Raw genomic sequence first — 15802 nt, forward strand, 5'->3', positions numbered from 1 at the left:
GACCGGAAGCGATGCGGTGGGCATGCAGCGGCGGGGGCCCGAGGGCCCCGGCTGAATGCCCGCCGGGATGGTGTGTCAGACCACGGCGAGCCGGTCCACCAGCAGCTCCACCCTCGGCTCGGTGTCCTCCGGCGGCAGCCGTCCCGCTCGGGTCAGGGTGGCCAGCCCGTGCAGGGCCGCCCAGAACACCTCTGTGAACAGTGCCGGGTGGACGCCGTCCCCGGCGACCTCGCCGAGGCTTTCCAGCAGGGCGGCGAAGGCGTCCTTAAGAGGTAGTGGGGTGTCCTCGCTCGCGAAGGCCAGGCCGCCGTCGAGCTCGAACATGGCGTCGTAGACCGCCGGGTTGCGTGCGGCGAAGTCGAGGTAGGCGCGGGCGAGGGCGGTGACCCGGGCGCGCGGGCCGTCCGCGGCGGAGGTCGAGGCCCGCAGCGCCGCAGCCATCTCGGCGGCGCCGTCGAGGGCGACGGCGCCGATGATCTCGCGTTTGCCGCGGAAGTGGCTGTAGAGGACGGGCTGGCTGTATTCGATGCGCTCGGCGAGCCGGCGGGTCGTGACCGCGTCCCAGCCCTGCTGCTCGGCGAGTTCGCGGGCAGTCGCCACGATGAGGCGCTCGCGCGCCGCCCGTTCGCGCTCCTTGCGTTCCTGTACCGACATGATTCGATCCTAGCATCGCTAGATAATCAAGCGACAGCAGTGCTAGCGTTGACTCATCAGCTAGCAGCACTAGATCTCAGAAGGGTCATCATGCTCAACGCACTCGAGGTCTTCGCCATCGTGGTCGTCGGCCTGATGGTGGGGGTGGAGTTCTCCGTCGCCTTCGTCATCAACCCGATCCTCAACGCACTTCCCGGTGACAGCGGCCAACTCGGCCGCTCCCACGGGGGCCGGATGCTCGGCGCCGTGATGCCGGTCTGGTACATCACCTCGCTCGTCCTCGTCGCGGTCTGTGCCATCGCCGGATGGCGCTCCTACGGCAACGGCCTCGTCGTCACCGCCGGCGCGCTGCTGATCCTCAGCGTGATCATGTCGATCCTGCTGCTCGTCCCGATCAACAACCGGGGCAAGACGTGGACCCCTGACAACCGGCCCGCAGACTGGAAGCAGCAGATGAACCGCTGGGACCGCCTCCACTACGTCCGCGTCGCCGTCATCATCGCCGCCTTCGCCCTGCTGGTGGCCGCCCTCACCTGAGCCCGCAGGCCGACACCGCCGGAGCTGGCGCAGGGCCTCGCCCAGTGGCAGGCGTTCTCGACCAGGGTCGGCAACCACCTCTCCACCGGCGACACCGGCGACGACCTGTCACTGCCCCACCCCCGGAGCTCCGAGAAGAGGACGCCGTGAACACCACCCCCCGAGCGGCTGAGCTACAACGCGGTCCAGCTCGCCTGCCTCGGGGTGTTCCTGCTCGTGCTCCCGAGCCTGCCCAAGCTGCTGTCGCCCCTGATGCGTCACCCCTTGGCGGTCGGTCTTCCCCTGGCCGCCCTGGTGCCCCTCGTCGCCGTGGGGGCAGCGGCCGCCGGCCGGCTCGGCCTGCCGGCCGTACTGACCCTTCCCGCCCCGGCGCTCTCCCTCGGGCTGTTCGTGGTGGTCGGGGTCCTGGCGTTCGTCGAGCACCGGGAGTTGGCAGGCGACGGGGACGGCGACCTCGTCACCTCCCCCTTCGCCCCCGTGCCGGGAGCACCGCGGGTGGGCGAGAGGCGTCGACGACTGGCCGCTCTCGTGCCGTCCTGCTCGGTCCCCGTCGCCTACCTCGTCCTGGCCGCCGTCAGCTGGGTCTTCGCCTGAGTCACCGGTAGAGCAGGTGGGGCTTGCGGCGGCGGTCGAAGTCCGCCAACTCGTCGGCCCAGGCGCCGACCACGTCGTCCACGTCGGCGCCCGCGTCGATCATCGTGCGCAGCCGTGGCGACCCGGTGAGCTTGTCGATCCAGTACGGACGCACGGCGTCCCACGAGTCGCGCCGCCACGCGAACGCCTCGTACTTGTGCGCCTCCACCAGCATCGCGACCGCCGTGCGGATCGGGTCGTACTTCGCGCGGTCGACGACCTTGACCTCGACGCCGGCGCAGAGCTTGTTGAGCAGCGCGGGCTTCTGCCCGGCGGACGTCGGCGTGAAGTACGCCTCGCGGAACTCGACGCCGGGCAGCTCGCGGGCGTTGAGCCGGTCGGACCAGTGGTAGTCGAAGTCCTCGGCCAGCCCGCCGATCAGCTCGAACGGCTTGCAGGTGCCACGGCCCTCGGTGAGCGAGGCGACGCCCTCGAACAGGCCGGTGCCGGGGTAGACCAGCGCGGTGTCCGTGGTGGGCATGTTCGGGCTGGGCAGCACCCAGGGCAGGTCGGTGTCGGCGGCCAGCCTGTCGCGCTTCCAGTGCCGGCACTTCACGACGTGCAGGTCGACCTGGCGGCCGGCCTCGGCGGGCAGGAACTCGGCGTTGAAGAACCGGGCCAGCTCGCCGACGGTCATGCCGTGCTGCTGGACGATCTCCTTCAGGCCCACCCCGGAGGTGAAACCGGCGGTCATCATCGGCCCGTAGGCCCGGCCGCCGACCGGGTTCGGCCGGTCCAGCACCACGTACCGCTTGCCGGTCCGGGCCGCGGCCATCATCGAGGTGTACATGGTCCAGATGTACGTGTAGAAGCGGGCGCCGACGTCCTGGATGTCGAAGACGACGGTGTCGACGCCGGCCTGGGTGAACATGGTCTCCCACTTGGCCAGCGAGGCGCCGTACGCGTCGTAGACGGTGACCCCGGTGCGGGCGTCGATGCCGGTGCCCTCGCTGCCGCCGGCCTGCGCCGAGCCGCGGAAGCCGTGCTCGGGGCCGAAGGCGGCGGCCAGCCGCACCGTGCCGGAGGCGTGCATCAGGTCGACCAGGTGCCGGTAGGCCGAGTCCACGCCGGTGGGGTTCGAGATCACCCCGACCCGCTGGCCGGCGAGTTCGGCGAAGTCGGACCGGACGAGCACGTCGAGCCCGGTCTCCACGTGGCGGATGCCGGGCGCGGCGTGACCAGCCGCGCCGGGTGCCGTCGCCGCGACCGCGCCCGCGGTCACCGCACCCGCTCCGGCCAGGAACTTCCTTCGCTCCATGTCGACCCTCCCGTCGGTTTGGTCGAAACTTAGCTACACGTTGATGCCCCGTCAAGGAAGGTTAGCTACAAAGCGGGGGTGGATGGGTCCGGCCGGCGGCGCTGTCGGACCTGCCGCCCCGGCGGCGCGTGGTGCGGTCCCACCGGTCGGGCGGTGCTCCATACTGGCCCGGTGTTCACCCTCGCCCAGGCCCGCCACCTGATCGCCACCCTGCGCCCGCGCGTCGACGAGCTGATCCGGCTGCGGGCCGACCTGGCCGAGCTGCGCGTCGACCTGGCTGACCGGGGCGCCAGCCCGCTCGGCGGGTTGGCCGAGGTCAAGGGGCTGGAGGCGCGGCTGCACGCCCTCGTCGAGGAGTTGCACTCCCACGACATCCAGGTCAAGGGGATCGCGCCGGTCCTGCTCGACTTCCCCGGCGAGCGCGACGGTCGGCCGGTGCTCTGGTGCTGGCTGGAGGGGGACACCGACGTGCGCTGGTACCACCGGATGGAGTGCGGCTTCGCCGGTCGCCGCCCGCTCTGATCCGGCCCGGCGGGGGACCGGTCGGCCCGTCGGCCGCGCCGGTGGTGCGTCGGCCCGCAGTTCGACGGCCTCGTCGACCCCCCGCGTGCGTCAGGCCAGGGACGCGAGCATGGCCGGGGAGACGTTCCCGCCGCTGAGGACCAGCACGGTACGGGTGCCCGGTCCGGCGTCGACCAGGCCGGCCCGTAGCGCGGCGAGGGTGACGGCGGCGGACGGTTCGATCAGGAGCTTCGTCGCGTCCAGCAGCTCCCACCAGGCGGCCCGGATGTCCTCCTCGGACACCTCGACCACCTCGTCCACGAGGGCGCGGACGTGCGCCAGGGTGTGCCGCCCCGCGAACGGCGCCGCCAGCCCGTCGGCGATCGACGTCGGCCGTACCGCCAGGGCGTCGCCGCCGGTGCGCAGCGCGTGGCCGACGGCGTTGGCAGTGGCCGGCTCGACCCCGACGACGCGGGCGGTGGGGACGGCCGCCCGGACGGCCGACGCCACCCCGCTGATCAGCCCGCCGCCGCCCACCGGCACGAGGACCAGCTCCGGCGGCGGGCCGTCGGCCAGGATCTCCCTGCCGACGGTGGCCTGGCCGGCGATGACGTCCGGCTCGTCGAACGGGTGCAGAAGGTGGTATCCGCGTTTTGCCGCGAGGGCCTGGCAGGTGCCCAGCAGGTCCTCGGTGAGGACGACCTCGCCGCCGTACCGCCGGACCGCCTCGATCTTGGTCGGCACCGCCTGCGGTGGCATGCAGACGACCGTCGGCAGGCCGAAGGTACGGCCGGCGAAGGCCACGGCCATCGCGTGGTTGCCGGCGGAGAAGGCGGTCAGCCCGGCGGGCGCCCCCTCCCGTTCGACGCGGGCGAGCAGCGCGTTCAGCGCGCCCCGCACCTTGAAGCTGCCGGTGTGCTGGAGGTTCTCCGCCTTCACCGCGAGGTCGAGCCGGAGCGGGTCGCCGAGGCGGGGGCAGGGCAGCAGCGGCGTGCGGGCGACCCGCCCCGCGATGCGCTTCTCGGCCGTGACGATGTCGTCCACGGTGGTGAGCTGCACCGTCGCAGCCTAGCCCGGCCCGCCCGGCCGCACCGCTCGCCCGGCCGCACCGCCCGTGGTGCGACCGGGCGTGGTGCCTGCGGCAGAACCGTCGCGCCACGATGGGCGGACGGTGCGGCGGCGCCGGCCGGAGGGGCGAACGATCAGCGGGTGGCCTCGGTCAGGGCGGCCCGCACCCTGGCGGCGTCGGCCGGCGCCTCGCGCTCCCAGTCCGCCGGGTCGGCCGAGTAGATGGTCCCGTAGGCGGGGGTGTCCGGCTGGTAGCGCCAGCTCTCGGCGAGGGCGCCGGCGTCCACGGCGTCGTAGCCGATCCGGTCGAGGAAGGCGGTGGCCTCCGCCTTCGCGCCCGCGTCGTCGCCGGCGATGGGCAGCGCGCTGCGGTCGTCGGCGCCGGTCGGCCGGGCCAGCGCGTGCAGGTGCTTGAAGAAGATGTTGTTGAACACCTTGACCACGCGCGACTGCGGCAGGTGCCGCTGGAGCAGTTCGCTGCTGGTGGTGGAGCCCGAGTCGAGCTCGGGGAACCGGCCGTCCCGCTCCGGGTAGTAGTTGTTGGTGTCCAGCACGAGCTTGCCGGCCAGCGGCTCGACCGGCACGTCCCGGTACGCCTTCAGCGGGATGGTGACGACCACCAGGTCGCCGGCCTCCGCGGCCTCGCTGGCCGTGGCCGCCCGGGCGCGCGGGCCCAGCTCCTCGACGAGATCCTTCAGGGTCTCCGGGCCGCGCGAGTTGCTCAGCACCACGTCGTAGCCGGCGGCCACCGCCAGCCGCGCCACCGTGCCGCCGATGTGTCCACTGCCGATCAGTCCCACAGTTGTCATGTCGGTCCCCAACCTCGTTCGCGGCGACGGTATTCCCCACCGGTATGGTCGACAATTCCGTCTGGTGTCTGGCGTGTGGCGGGCCGGCCGGCGGGATCGGACCGGGCTGCGTCCCCGCCGCGCGCAGCGGCGGTGACGGCCTGCGCCGCCCGCCCAACGTACTGCCGGCGCGGGGGCTGGGGGCCGGCTTCGGGACAACGCCCGTCGGGCGGCCCGCAACGCGTCGCGGCGGGAACGATGTCGGCCCCGGCGGCTAGCCTGCCTCCACTTGCGAACACGGAACGGGGAGTGCGATGGGCACGTGGGCGGCGGGACCGTTCGACAACGACGTGGCGGCGGACTGGTGCGGCGGCCTCGACGAGGCGTCGCCGGAGCGACGGCCCCTGCTGGTCGAGCAGGCGCTGCGCGAGGCGGCGGGGGAGGGCGACTTCCTGGACTCGTGGCCCGGCGCCAAGGCGGTCGCGGCGTCGGCGGTGGTCGCCGCGCACCTCCCCGGCGGCCCGCCGGTCGACTCGGCGTACGCGCCGGACTTCCTCACCGCCGGCGGGCGCCTCACGCTCTCCGCGGAGCTGCCGGCGCTGGCCCTGCGGGCGCTGGACCGGGTGCTCGCCGACGGGTCCGAGCTGGCCGAGCTCTGGGACGAGGCCGGGGAGCTCGACGAGTTCGCCGCCGCGCTCGCCCCGATCCGGGCCGCGCTGGCCGATCCGACCGGGTCCGTCGTCGTCGGGGGCTGAGGCGCGGGAGTCACGGCCAGCGGGGGCCGGGCGGGGTGCGCCCGCTCCGGCCGCCCGGATCGCCGTCGCGCCGGACGGCCACCACCACCCGCTCGACCCGTTCGCCGGTCGTCGGGTCGGTCCAGACGAGCACGACCGGCCTGGCCGCCGCGAGGAGCTCCCGGGCGAACGGCGGCAGGTCCTCGGGCGACATCCGGATGTAGGACGTCGCGTCCTCGAGCCGGCCGCGCAGGTGTGCCAGCGTGAAGCGGTGCCGCCCCGGGCCGTCGAGGTGCGCGGGAGCCGGCGGGAGGTGCCGCAGGCGGCTGTGGTCGCGCAGCACGTCGTCGGGCACGGCGGCGTCGAGCACCACCCGACCGGCGTCGAGCGGACGCTGGATGCTGACGTGGTGTTCGGGCGGGACCTGGCCCGGTGTGAGTGCCGGCTGCACCGCGAAGAACATCCCGCCCCCTCCACTCGGACCAGGTGTCGCCGATCGTAGTCCGGTCGGCACGCAGCGGCACGGCCGAGGCGGGTGCCCTCAGGCCGCCGGGGGCAGCACCTTCTCGATCGCGGCGTGCAGGTCGGCCGAGCCGGGCTCGACGGTGGGCGCGAACCGGGCCGCCACCGTGCCGTCCGGGGCGACGAGGAACTTCTCGAAGTTCCACCGCACGTCGCCGGCGTGGCCCTCCGCGTCGGCCGTGCCGACCAGCGCCGCGTAGAGCGGGTGGCGGCCGGGGCCGTTCACGTCGACCTTCTCGGTCAGCGGGAAGGTCACCCCGTAGTTGACCTGGCAGAAGTCGTTGATCTCGGCGGCGGTGCCCGGCTCCTGGCCGGCGAACTGGTTGCAGGGCACGCCGAGCACCACCAGGCCGCGGTCGGCGTACTCGTCGTGCAGCGCCTGGAGGCCGGCGTACTGCGGGGTGAGGCCGCAGCGCGAGGCGACGTTGACCACCAGCAGCGCGCGTCCGCGGTACCGCGCGAGGTCGGCCGGACCTCCGGCCAGGGCGTCGATCCGGGTGTCGAAGACGGTCATGGGTCGAGGCTACGCGCCGTCGCCGGGCCGTCGCCCGGGGGAGCGGCCGGAGGGCTGGTCGCGCTCCCAAGGCAAATCGATACATCGACATCTTGACGAATGGATGACGGCGTGAGTAGCGTCTCACCAACAATCTGGAAAGTTTCCTAACTGTTTAGGGAGACGCCGCATGAAGAGATCGCTCCGCCGGGCCCTCTGGGTCGGCGCCGTGATGGCGGTGACCGCCGCCACGGTCCCGATGGCCAGTGCGTTCGGCGCCGGCAGCGTGACCGCCGGCTTCGCCAAGGCGCAGGACTGGGGGACCGGTCACGAGACGCGGGTGACCGTCACCAACGGGACGAGCGCCCCGGTGAGCACCTGGCGCATCGAGTTCGACCTGCCGTCGGGCACCAGCATCAGCAGTTCCTGGGACGCCGACGTCACGCGCACCGGCAACCACTACGTCGCGGTCAAGAAGAGCTGGGCCGGCCCGATCGCGGCGGGTGCCTCGTTCAGCTGGGGCTACAACGGCACCGGCGCGTACAAGGCGCCGCTGAACTGCACGATCAACGGCGCGGCGTGCGGCGGCGGCACCCCGCCCCCCACCACCGCGCCGCCGACCACCACCCCGCCGACCACGGCGCCGCCCACCACCCCGCCGCCGACCACGCCCCCGCCGACCACCCCGCCGCCGGGCCCGGGCGGCAAGAAGGTCGTCGGCTACTTCGCGCAGTGGGGCGTCTACGCCCGCAACTACCACGTGAAGAACATCCACACGAGCGGCTCGGCCGCCAAGCTGACCCACATCCTGTACGCCTTCGGCAACACCACCGGTGGCCGCTGCACCATCGGTGACAGCTACGCCGACTACGAGAAGGCCTACACCGCGGCGGACAGCGTCGACGGCGTCGCAGACACCTGGGACCAGCCGCTGCGCGGCAGCTTCAACCAGCTGCGCAAGCTCAAGAAGATGTACCCGAACCTGAAGGTGATCTGGTCCTTCGGTGGTTGGACCTGGTCGGGCGGCTTCACCCAGGCCGCGCAGAACCCGGCCGCGTTCGCCGAGAGCTGCCACAACCTGGTCGAGGACCCGCGCTGGGCGGACGTCTTCGACGGCATCGACGTCGACTGGGAGTACCCGAACGCCTGCGGGCTCACCTGCGACAGCAGCGGCCCGAACGCCTTCAAGAACGTGGTCAGCGCGCTGCGGTCGAAGTTCGGCTCGTCCGCGCTGGTCACCGCCGCGATCACGGCGGACGGCAGCAACGGTGGCAAGATCGACGCCACCGACTACGCCGGCGCCGCGACGCACCTCAACTGGATCATGCCGATGACGTACGACTACTTCGGCGCCTTCAACGCGCAGGGCCCCACCGCCCCGCACTCCCCGCTCACCTCGTACGCCGGCATCCCGCAGCAGGGCTTCTGGTCGGACGCGGCGATCCAGAAGCTCAAGAGCAAGGGCATCCCGTCGGACAAGCTGCTGCTCGGCATCGGCTTCTACGGCCGGGGCTGGACCGGGGTGACCCAGGCTGCCCCGGGTGGCACCGCCACCGGCCCCGCCCCGGGCACCTACGAGCAGGGCATCGAGGACTACAAGGTCCTCAAGAACACCTGCCCGGCCAACGGCACCGTCGCCGGCACGGCGTACGCCAAGTGCGGCAGCAACTGGTGGAGCTACGACACCCCCTCCACGATCAACGGCAAGATGACGTACGCGAAGAACCAGGGCCTCGGTGGCGCGTTCTTCTGGGAGCTCTCCGGTGACACCGGCAACGGCGAGCTGATCGGCGCCATCAAGGGCGGTCTCGGCTGAGCCGAGGGCCGACGCACCACCCACACGGCGGGGAGGGACCACGCACCGGTCCCTCCCCGCCCGCTGTGTCCGGGCCGACGCGGGGGAGTGTCCCGCGTCGGCCCGGCCGGGCGTTCGGTGGCGTTCGGTGACGGGCACGTCGCGTGCCGGTGACCGGGCGGTTCGGGCGCGGCGGCGTCCGGGCACGTGCGTCGATGTGACAGACTCGCCGCTCAACGGGCTCGATGTCCACGGCGACGGAGGTGGCGATGCGCGCGACGCGCGGGAGGCTCGCGGCGGGCGCCGTGCTGCTCGGGACCCTTCCCCTCGTCCTGCTCGGCTGCGGTATCGGCGAGGAGGAGGATCCGGCGACCAAGCCTGGGCGGGCCCCGGCCGAGGAGGCCACCACGAAGTCGCGGGAGCGGGTGCAGGCCTACCTCGACGCGATGACCGCCAAGGACGTCGCGGCCGGGCGCAGCCAGCTCTGCGCCGCCCTCCAGGAGAGCTTCGACGCCGCCGCGACCGGCCCCAACGGCGACTTCGCCGACCACTTCACGGTGCCGCAGGCCGAGATCACCGACATCCGCTCCGGGCCCCGGGGCCAGGAGGTGAGCACGTCGATCTCGGTCGCCGCCGGCTCCCGCACACTCACCCGGCCGCTGCTGTTCACGGTCACCCGCGACGGCGCCGACTGGTGCATCGCCGCCGAGGCGCCGGGCGGCAACACCCCGGCCCCCGCCGCCACCCCCTGACCCGCCTCCCGGTGAGCCCGCTCTCACCTGCCGGAACCATCCCCCTCGCCGGTCGGTCGCCGGGCCGCTCGCCGTACGCTTTCTGTCATGCGCCATGAGTGGCATCAGCTGAGCCATCCCGCGGTGGGCAGCCCTGGGCTGCAGACCAGCCGTCCGACCGTCGACTCCGCCGAGGACGCGGCCCTCGGCCTCGACCGCTGGCGGGAGCTGCCGCGCACACAGATCCCGCCGTGGCCGGATCCGGCGGAGGTCGCCGAGGTCTGCAAGGTGCTCGACACGGTGCCCTCGGTGGTGGCGCCCTACGAGGTCGACCAACTGCGGCAGCGGCTGGCGCTGGTGTGCGAGGGCAAGGCCTTCCTGCTCCAGGGCGGCGACTGCGCGGAGACCTTCGTCGACAACACCGAGAGCCACCTGCTGGCCAACGCCCGCACTCTGCTCCAGATGGCGATTGTGCTCACCTACGGCGCCTCGCTGCCGGTGGTCAAGGTGGCCCGGGTCGCCGGGCAGTACACCAAGCCCCGGTCGCTGCCGACCGACGCGCGCGGGCTGCCCGCCTACCGCGGCGACATGATCAACTCGCTGGAGGCGACGCCGGAGGCACGGGCCGCCGACCCGCAGCGCATGATCCGGGCGTACGCGAACTCGGCCGCCGCGATGAACATGCTCCGCGCGTACCTGGCCGGCGGGCTGGCCGACCTGCACGCCGTGCACGACTGGAACAAGGGCTTCGTCAAGAACTCCCCGGCCGGCGAGCGCTACGAGGCGATCGCCCGCGAGATCGACCGGGCGCTGGCCTTCATCCGGGCCTGCGGAATGACCGACGACGAGGCGCTGCGCACCGTCACCCTCTACTGCTCGCACGAGGCCCTCGCCCTGGAGTACGACCGGGCGCTGACCCGGGTCTCCGACCGCCGGGCGTACGGGCTGTCCGGGCACTTCCTGTGGATCGGCGAGCGCACCCGGCAGATCGACGGGGCGCACATCGACTTCATCTCCCGCATCGCCAACCCGATCGGCGTGAAGCTCGGCCCGACGACGACCCCGGACGAGGCCATCGAGCTCTGCGAGAAGCTCAACCCGGAGAACGTCCCCGGCCGGCTCACCCTGATCAGCCGGATGGGCAACCACCGGGTCCGCGACGCCCTGCCGCCGATCGTGGCGAAGGTGACCGCCGCCGGCGCCAAGGTGGTCTGGCAGTGCGACCCGATGCACGGCAACACGCACGAGTCGTCCAACGGCTACAAGACCCGGCACTTCGACCGCATCGTCGACGAGGTGCTCGGCTACTTCGAGGTGCACCGGGGCCTGGAGACCCACCCGGGCGGGCTGCACGTGGAGCTGACCGGCGAGGACGTCACCGAGTGCCTCGGCGGCGCCCAGGGCATCGAGGACCTCGACCTGCCCGGCCGCTACGAGACCGCCTGCGACCCGCGACTGAACACCCAGCAGTCGCTGGAGCTGGCCTTCCTCGTGGCGGAGATGCTCCGTGGCTGACGTGCGAGCCCCTCAGCCGGCAGCCGGAGGGATGACAGTGGCTGACGCGAGGAGTGAGCTTGTGAGCCCCGCAGTCGGCAGCCGAAAGGATGACAGTGGCTGACGTATTCGTCGATCTTCGTTCGGACACCGTGACCCGGCCCACGCCGGGGATGCGGGAGGCGATGGCCACCGCCGACGTCGGCGACGACGTCTACGGCGAGGACCCGACCGTCAACGCGCTGGAGGCCGAGGTCGCCGCGCTGTTCGGGCACGAGGCGGCGCTGTTCGCCCCGAGCGGGTCGATGGCCAACCAGATCGCCCTGCAACTGGTGGTGCCGCCGGGCGACGAGCTGCTCTGCGACGCCGACGCGCACGTGGTGACGTACGAGATCGGGGCCGCTGCGGCGTACGGCGGCATCTCCTCGCGGACCTGGTCACCGGTGGGCGCGGACATCGACCCGGGCGTCGTCGCCGCGATGGTCCGTCCCGAGGGCTACCACGCGGTCCCCACCCGGGCGATCGCCGTCGAGCAGACCCACAACCGGGGCGGCGGCGGGGTGATCCCGCTGGCCACCCTGCGCGAGCTGCGCCGGGTCGCCGACGACGCGGGCGTGGCCCTGCACTGCGACGGGGCCCGGATCTGGCACGCGCACGTCGCCGACGGTGTGCCGCTGGCCGGGTACGGCGCCCTCTTCGACACCCTGTCGGTCTGCCTCTCCAAGGGGCTCGGCGCGCCGGTCGGCTCGCTGGTCGTCGGCAGCGCCGACAAGATCGCGCGAGCCCGGGTGATCCGCAAGCGGATGGGCGGCGGGATGCGGCAGGCCGGCATCCTGGCCGCCGCCGGCCGGTACGCGCTGGCCCACCACGTCGACCGGCTCGCCGCCGACCACGCGAAGGCGGCCCGGCTCGCCGAGGCGATCGCCCCGTTCGGGGTGCTGGCCACGACCGTCCGGACCAACCTGGTGCCGCTGGACCTGACCAAGGCGCCGCTGGACGCGCACGCCCTGGCCGCCGCCGCCCGCGCCGAGGGCGTCCTGGTCTCGGTGCTCGGCCCCCGCACCGCCCGCCTGGTCACCCACCTGGACGTCGACGACGCCGGCATCGAGCGCGCCGTCGAGGTCCTCACCCGCGTCCTGCGGGGCTGACCGCCCCGCCGGCCCCGCGTCAGGGGTGCAGACGCCTGAGGGTGGCGATGTCGGCGGCGTGGCCGACGTGCTTCTCCGTCGGCGTCTCCACCACGACCGGGACGCCAGCGGTGGCCGGATGCGCCATCAGCTCGGCGAACGCCGGCTCGCCGATGGTGCCCTTGCCGATGTTCTCGTGCCGGTCCCGGGTGGAACCGCAGAGGTCCTTCGAGTCGTTCGCGTGCACCAGCCGAAGCCGGTCGGCCCCGACCGTCGCCACGAGCGTGTCCAGCGTCGCGGTCATGCCGCCCTCGGCGGCCAGATCGTGCCCCGCGGCCCAGGCGTGGCACGTGTCGAAGCAGACCCCGAGCCAGGGGTGCCGCTCCACCGCGTCGAGGTAGGGCCCGAGCTGCTCCACCCGCGAGGCGAGCGAGCGACCGCCGCCCGCGCTCGGCTCGACCAGCAGCCGCGGGCCGTCCGCTGCCGCCGCCTCGTCGAGCAGCGGCAGCAGCGTCTCGCGTACCTGCCGCATGGCGGCCTCGGCGTACCCCTCGTCGACCGCGCTACCGGCGTGGAAGACCACGCCCTCGGCGCCGATCGCCCGGCCCCGGCGCAGCGCGTGGGCGAGCGTCTCCGCCGAACGCTCGACCGTGTTGGCGGTGGGGGAGCCGAGGTTGACCAGCAGGGACGCGTGGATGAAGACGGGCACGCCCCGCTCGCCGCAGCCGTCGCGGAACGCCACGTCCTGGGCCGGGTCGCCGGGCGGCAGCGCCCAGCCCCGCGAGTTGGACACGTAGACCTGCACGACCCGCGAGCCGGCCGCGTCGGCGTACGGCAGGGCGGCCCTCGCCAGGCCGCCGGAGGTGGGCGTGTGCGAGCCGACCAGCCGCTGCGGTGCCGGCATCGCTACATGCATCCGAGGGTGACCGGGGTGGCCGGCGGCACCTGCGTGTTCTCCGGCGGGTTCTGGAACCGGGTGATGCCGTTCGGGTTGAACTGGATCGCCACCGGGAAGCCCTGGCTCTCCAGGAGCTGCTTGGCCTGCTGGCAGGGCAGGTCGATGACCCGGGGCACGGCGACCAGCGGCGGGCCCTTGCTGAGTTCCAGCTTGACCTTCGCTCCCCGCTCCACCCCGGTGCCGTCGGCCGGGCTCTGCCCGAGGATCTCGTCCCTGGGCTTGTCGGAGTCCTTGTAGGTGGGCTCCACCAGCTCCAGGCCCAGCTGGGCGAGGATCGTCTTGGCCTCACCCAGGCTCTTGCCGACCAGGTTGGGCACGGAGATCGGGGCCTTGCCCTTGCTGAGGACGACCGTGATCTTGTCGCCCGGCTTCACCTCGGCGCCGACCTTCGGGTTGGTCTCCAACACGACGCCCGCGGGCAGGTTGTCGTCGTAGCGGGCGGTGCCCTTCGCCACCACCAGCTTCGCGTCGAGCAGGTCCGCCTCGGCGAGCTCGAACTCCTTGCCCACCACGTCGGGCACCGGGAAACGCTCCGGCCCCAGCGAGAGGGTCAGCGTGATCGTGCCGCCCTTGACGATCCGGGTGGCCGAGGCCGGGTCCTGCGCCAGGACGGCGTCCTTCGGGACCTTCTCGTCGTAGCGCGGATCGGCGTAGCTGAGGACGACCCCGACGCGGGCGGCCTGCGCCTCCGCGTCGGCCTTGGTCATCGCCACCAGCTGCGGTGCCTCCGTGTAGCGTCCGGCCGCCAGCCACCAGCCGCCGCCGGCGACCAGCAGGACCAGCACCACCGCGGCGGCGATGACCGCCCTGCGGCCGCGCGGGTCGCCCATCACCCGGGTGCGCAGCGCGGACAGCCGCGACCACAGGCTCTCGTCCTCGTCGGGCTCGGCCCGGCGACGGCCCGCCCGGGGGGCGGCGCCCTCGGGCAGCCGGGCCCAGGCGGGCCGCTGGGCCGGCTGGACCGCCGCGACCATCATGGTCGGCCCGGCCATCGGCTCGTCGGACACCCGGCGCAACACGGCGGTACGCGTGTTCGCGTCGCCCAGGTCGTCCCGGACCGCCTGCACCTCGGCCAGCAACGCGCCGGCGTCGGTCGGCCGGCCGCCCGGATCACGCCGGGTGGCCCGGGCGACCAGTTCGTCGAGCGCCCTGGGCAGGCCGGGCACCAGGGTCGACGGCGTCGGGACGTCGTTGTCGACGTGCTGCCAGGCGACGTCGACCGGACGGTCCCCGTCGTAGGGCACCCGACCGGTGAGCATCTCGAACAGCACGATGCCGGCGGAGTAGACGTCGGTGCGGGGGTCGGCGTGCCCGTCGGTGACCAGCTCCGGGGCCACGTACGCGACCGTGGCCATCAACTGGTTGCCGTTCTCGTCGTCGGCGCTCGCCTCGACCGCCTGGGCCAGCCCGAAGTCGGCGACCTTGACGACGCTGTCGACCAGGTTGGCCGCGCCGCCGGTGGGGGCCTCGGCGACCAGCACGTTCTCCGGCTTCACGTCGCGGTGCACCAGCCCCGCCCGGTGCGCGGCGGCGATCGCGGCGAGCATCTGCTCGGCGATGGCCAGCGCCTCGTCGGGGTTGAGCCGACGCCGCTCGGCGAGCACGTCGCGCAGGGTGCGACCGCGGACGTACTCCATCACGAGGTAGGGCAGGCCCGAGTGTTTGCCCTGGTCGTAGACGGCGACGACGTTGGGGTGGGTCAGCCGGGCGATGGTCTTCGCCTCGTCGGTGAACCGCTCCACGAAGCCCGCCGTCCGCGCCCCTGGTTCCGGGGCCTGGGACGGGTGAATGATCTTGAGTGCGACGGTGCGCTCGAGGCGTTCGTCGGTGGCGGTGTACACGGTCGCCATGCCGCCACGGGCCACGCGACCGCGGATGCGGTAGCGCCCGTCGATCAGCGAGCCCAGCAACGTGTCGGCGACCTGTGTGTCCATCGGCAGGGAGTCTATGTGTCCAGGGGGTGAAGGTTGAACAGGATGCTACAGATGGGGTGCGACCAGGACTGCCCCGCCGCGCTCGCTTCCCCCGCCGGCCCTGCTCAGCCGGCTCGTGGGGGTGCCGTTGACCCCGACCGGGCGGGACATGGCAGGGTGGTCCGGTGACCGACTCAGTACCCGCCGACCGGGCCGTGCCCGGCCCCGAATCCGCCGGCCCCGCCGATGCCGCCGACTGGCTGACCCTGCCGGACGTGGCCGAGCGTCTCGACGTGTCGATCAGCAAGGTCCACCAGATGATCCGGGACCGGGAGCTGATCGCGGTACGCCGCGACGGCGTCCGCCGGATACCGGCCGACCTGGTGGCCAACCAGACGGTGCTGAAGCACCTGCCCGGCGTGCTCAACCTGCTGGCCGACGGGGGCTACGACGACGAGGGTGCGCTGCGCTGGCTCTACGAGCCGGACGACACCCTGCCGGGCGGCAACCCCGCGAAGGCGCTCGCCGGCGACCAGGCCCGCGAGGTGAAGCGCCGGGCCCAGGCCCTGGGCTTCTGACCCCGCCCCTGCCCCTCG

Annotated in this window: 17 protein-coding genes; 9 read left to right on the forward strand and 8 right to left on the reverse strand. The window is 73.2% G+C overall.

All coding sequences use genetic code 11. The annotated features are described in order from the left end of the window. Positions 1–75 precede the first annotated feature (75 nt). Positions 76–654: a TetR/AcrR family transcriptional regulator gene (locus ABZ573_RS07680; RefSeq protein ID WP_151454545.1), complete on the reverse strand. Its 579-nt coding sequence runs from the start codon at positions 652–654 to the stop codon at positions 76–78. Positions 655–744: 90 nt separating this feature from the next. Between ABZ573_RS07680 and ABZ573_RS07685 the strand changes: the two genes are divergently transcribed. Continuing rightward, the gene (locus ABZ573_RS07685; protein WP_151454546.1) at positions 745–1191 is read left to right on the forward strand and encodes a DUF1772 domain-containing protein; all 447 of its coding nucleotides are present in this window, start codon (positions 745–747) and stop codon (positions 1189–1191) included. Positions 1192–1395: 204 nt separating this feature from the next. Beyond that, positions 1396–1785 (forward strand): hypothetical protein, encoded by a 390-nt coding sequence (locus ABZ573_RS07690; RefSeq protein WP_151454547.1) that lies wholly within the window; start codon positions 1396–1398, stop codon positions 1783–1785. A gap of 1 nt (position 1786) precedes the next feature. On the opposite strand, the gene ABZ573_RS07695 is transcribed toward ABZ573_RS07690, so the two are convergent. Continuing rightward, complete coding sequence (locus tag ABZ573_RS07695; protein ID WP_151454548.1) at positions 1787–3082, reverse strand: DUF1343 domain-containing protein; 1296 nt, start codon at positions 3080–3082, stop codon at positions 1787–1789. Between the two features lie 171 nt (positions 3083–3253). Here ABZ573_RS07695 and ABZ573_RS07700 point away from each other — a divergent pair, with 171 nt between their 5' ends. Next, positions 3254–3604, forward strand: a complete 351-nt coding sequence (locus ABZ573_RS07700) for a DUF2203 domain-containing protein (protein WP_151454549.1) — start codon at positions 3254–3256, stop codon at positions 3602–3604. A 90-nt stretch (positions 3605–3694) separates the two neighbouring features. Here the strand turns inward: ABZ573_RS07700 and ABZ573_RS07705 are convergent, their stop codons facing one another. Continuing rightward, positions 3695–4642: a threonine/serine dehydratase gene (locus tag ABZ573_RS07705; protein WP_151454550.1), complete on the reverse strand. Its 948-nt coding sequence runs from the start codon at positions 4640–4642 to the stop codon at positions 3695–3697. Positions 4643–4785: 143 nt separating this feature from the next. Next, positions 4786–5679, reverse strand: a complete 894-nt coding sequence (locus ABZ573_RS07710; RefSeq protein ID WP_358116566.1) for an NADPH-dependent F420 reductase — start codon at positions 5677–5679, stop codon at positions 4786–4788. A gap of 74 nt (positions 5680–5753) precedes the next feature. Here ABZ573_RS07710 and ABZ573_RS07715 point away from each other — a divergent pair, with 74 nt between their 5' ends. Further along, the gene (locus ABZ573_RS07715; protein ID WP_358116568.1) at positions 5754–6194 is read left to right on the forward strand and encodes a DUF4259 domain-containing protein; all 441 of its coding nucleotides are present in this window, start codon (positions 5754–5756) and stop codon (positions 6192–6194) included. 10 nt (positions 6195–6204) lie between these two features. Here the strand turns inward: ABZ573_RS07715 and ABZ573_RS07720 are convergent, their stop codons facing one another. Next, positions 6205–6636 (reverse strand): hypothetical protein, encoded by a 432-nt coding sequence (locus ABZ573_RS07720; protein WP_358116570.1) that lies wholly within the window; start codon positions 6634–6636, stop codon positions 6205–6207. Positions 6637–6714: 78 nt separating this feature from the next. Further along, entirely contained in the window at positions 6715–7209 is a 495-nt protein-coding gene (locus ABZ573_RS07725) for a glutathione peroxidase (protein WP_358116572.1), read from the reverse strand. Positions 7210–7378: 169 nt separating this feature from the next. Here ABZ573_RS07725 and ABZ573_RS07730 point away from each other — a divergent pair, with 169 nt between their 5' ends. The 4 genes from ABZ573_RS07730 (at position 7379) to ABZ573_RS07745 (ending at position 12356) form a co-directional block, all read left to right on the forward strand. Then, on the forward strand, positions 7379–9004 hold the full coding sequence (locus ABZ573_RS07730; RefSeq protein ID WP_327029150.1) for a glycosyl hydrolase family 18 protein: 1626 nt from the start codon (positions 7379–7381) through the stop codon (positions 9002–9004). Between the two features lie 248 nt (positions 9005–9252). Continuing rightward, on the forward strand, positions 9253–9735 hold the full coding sequence (locus tag ABZ573_RS07735) for a hypothetical protein (protein ID WP_327029149.1): 483 nt from the start codon (positions 9253–9255) through the stop codon (positions 9733–9735). A gap of 87 nt (positions 9736–9822) precedes the next feature. Next, complete coding sequence (locus ABZ573_RS07740; protein WP_151456989.1) at positions 9823–11229, forward strand: class II 3-deoxy-7-phosphoheptulonate synthase; 1407 nt, start codon at positions 9823–9825, stop codon at positions 11227–11229. 95 nt (positions 11230–11324) lie between these two features. Next, positions 11325–12356: a GntG family PLP-dependent aldolase gene (locus ABZ573_RS07745; RefSeq protein ID WP_327029148.1), complete on the forward strand. Its 1032-nt coding sequence runs from the start codon at positions 11325–11327 to the stop codon at positions 12354–12356. Positions 12357–12375: 19 nt separating this feature from the next. Here ABZ573_RS07745 and ABZ573_RS07750 read toward each other — a convergent pair whose 3' ends face one another. Together ABZ573_RS07750 and pknB are read right to left on the reverse strand one after the other, a co-directional pair. Beyond that, positions 12376–13239: a deoxyribonuclease IV gene (locus ABZ573_RS07750; RefSeq protein WP_151456991.1), complete on the reverse strand. Its 864-nt coding sequence runs from the start codon at positions 13237–13239 to the stop codon at positions 12376–12378. 2 nt (positions 13240–13241) lie between these two features. After that, a complete protein-coding gene (gene pknB / locus ABZ573_RS07755) occupies positions 13242–15227 on the reverse strand; it encodes a Stk1 family PASTA domain-containing Ser/Thr kinase (protein ID WP_358116578.1) in 1986 nt (661 codons plus the stop codon). 194 nt (positions 15228–15421) lie between these two features. Here pknB and ABZ573_RS07760 point away from each other — a divergent pair, with 194 nt between their 5' ends. After that, a complete protein-coding gene (locus tag ABZ573_RS07760) occupies positions 15422–15784 on the forward strand; it encodes an Rv2175c family DNA-binding protein (RefSeq protein WP_327031260.1) in 363 nt (120 codons plus the stop codon). Positions 15785–15802 lie beyond the last annotated feature (18 nt).

This window comes from Micromonospora sp. NPDC007220 (assembly GCF_040634035.1).
Taxonomy (GTDB): Bacteria; Actinomycetota; Actinomycetes; order Mycobacteriales; family Micromonosporaceae; genus Micromonospora; species Micromonospora reichwaldensis.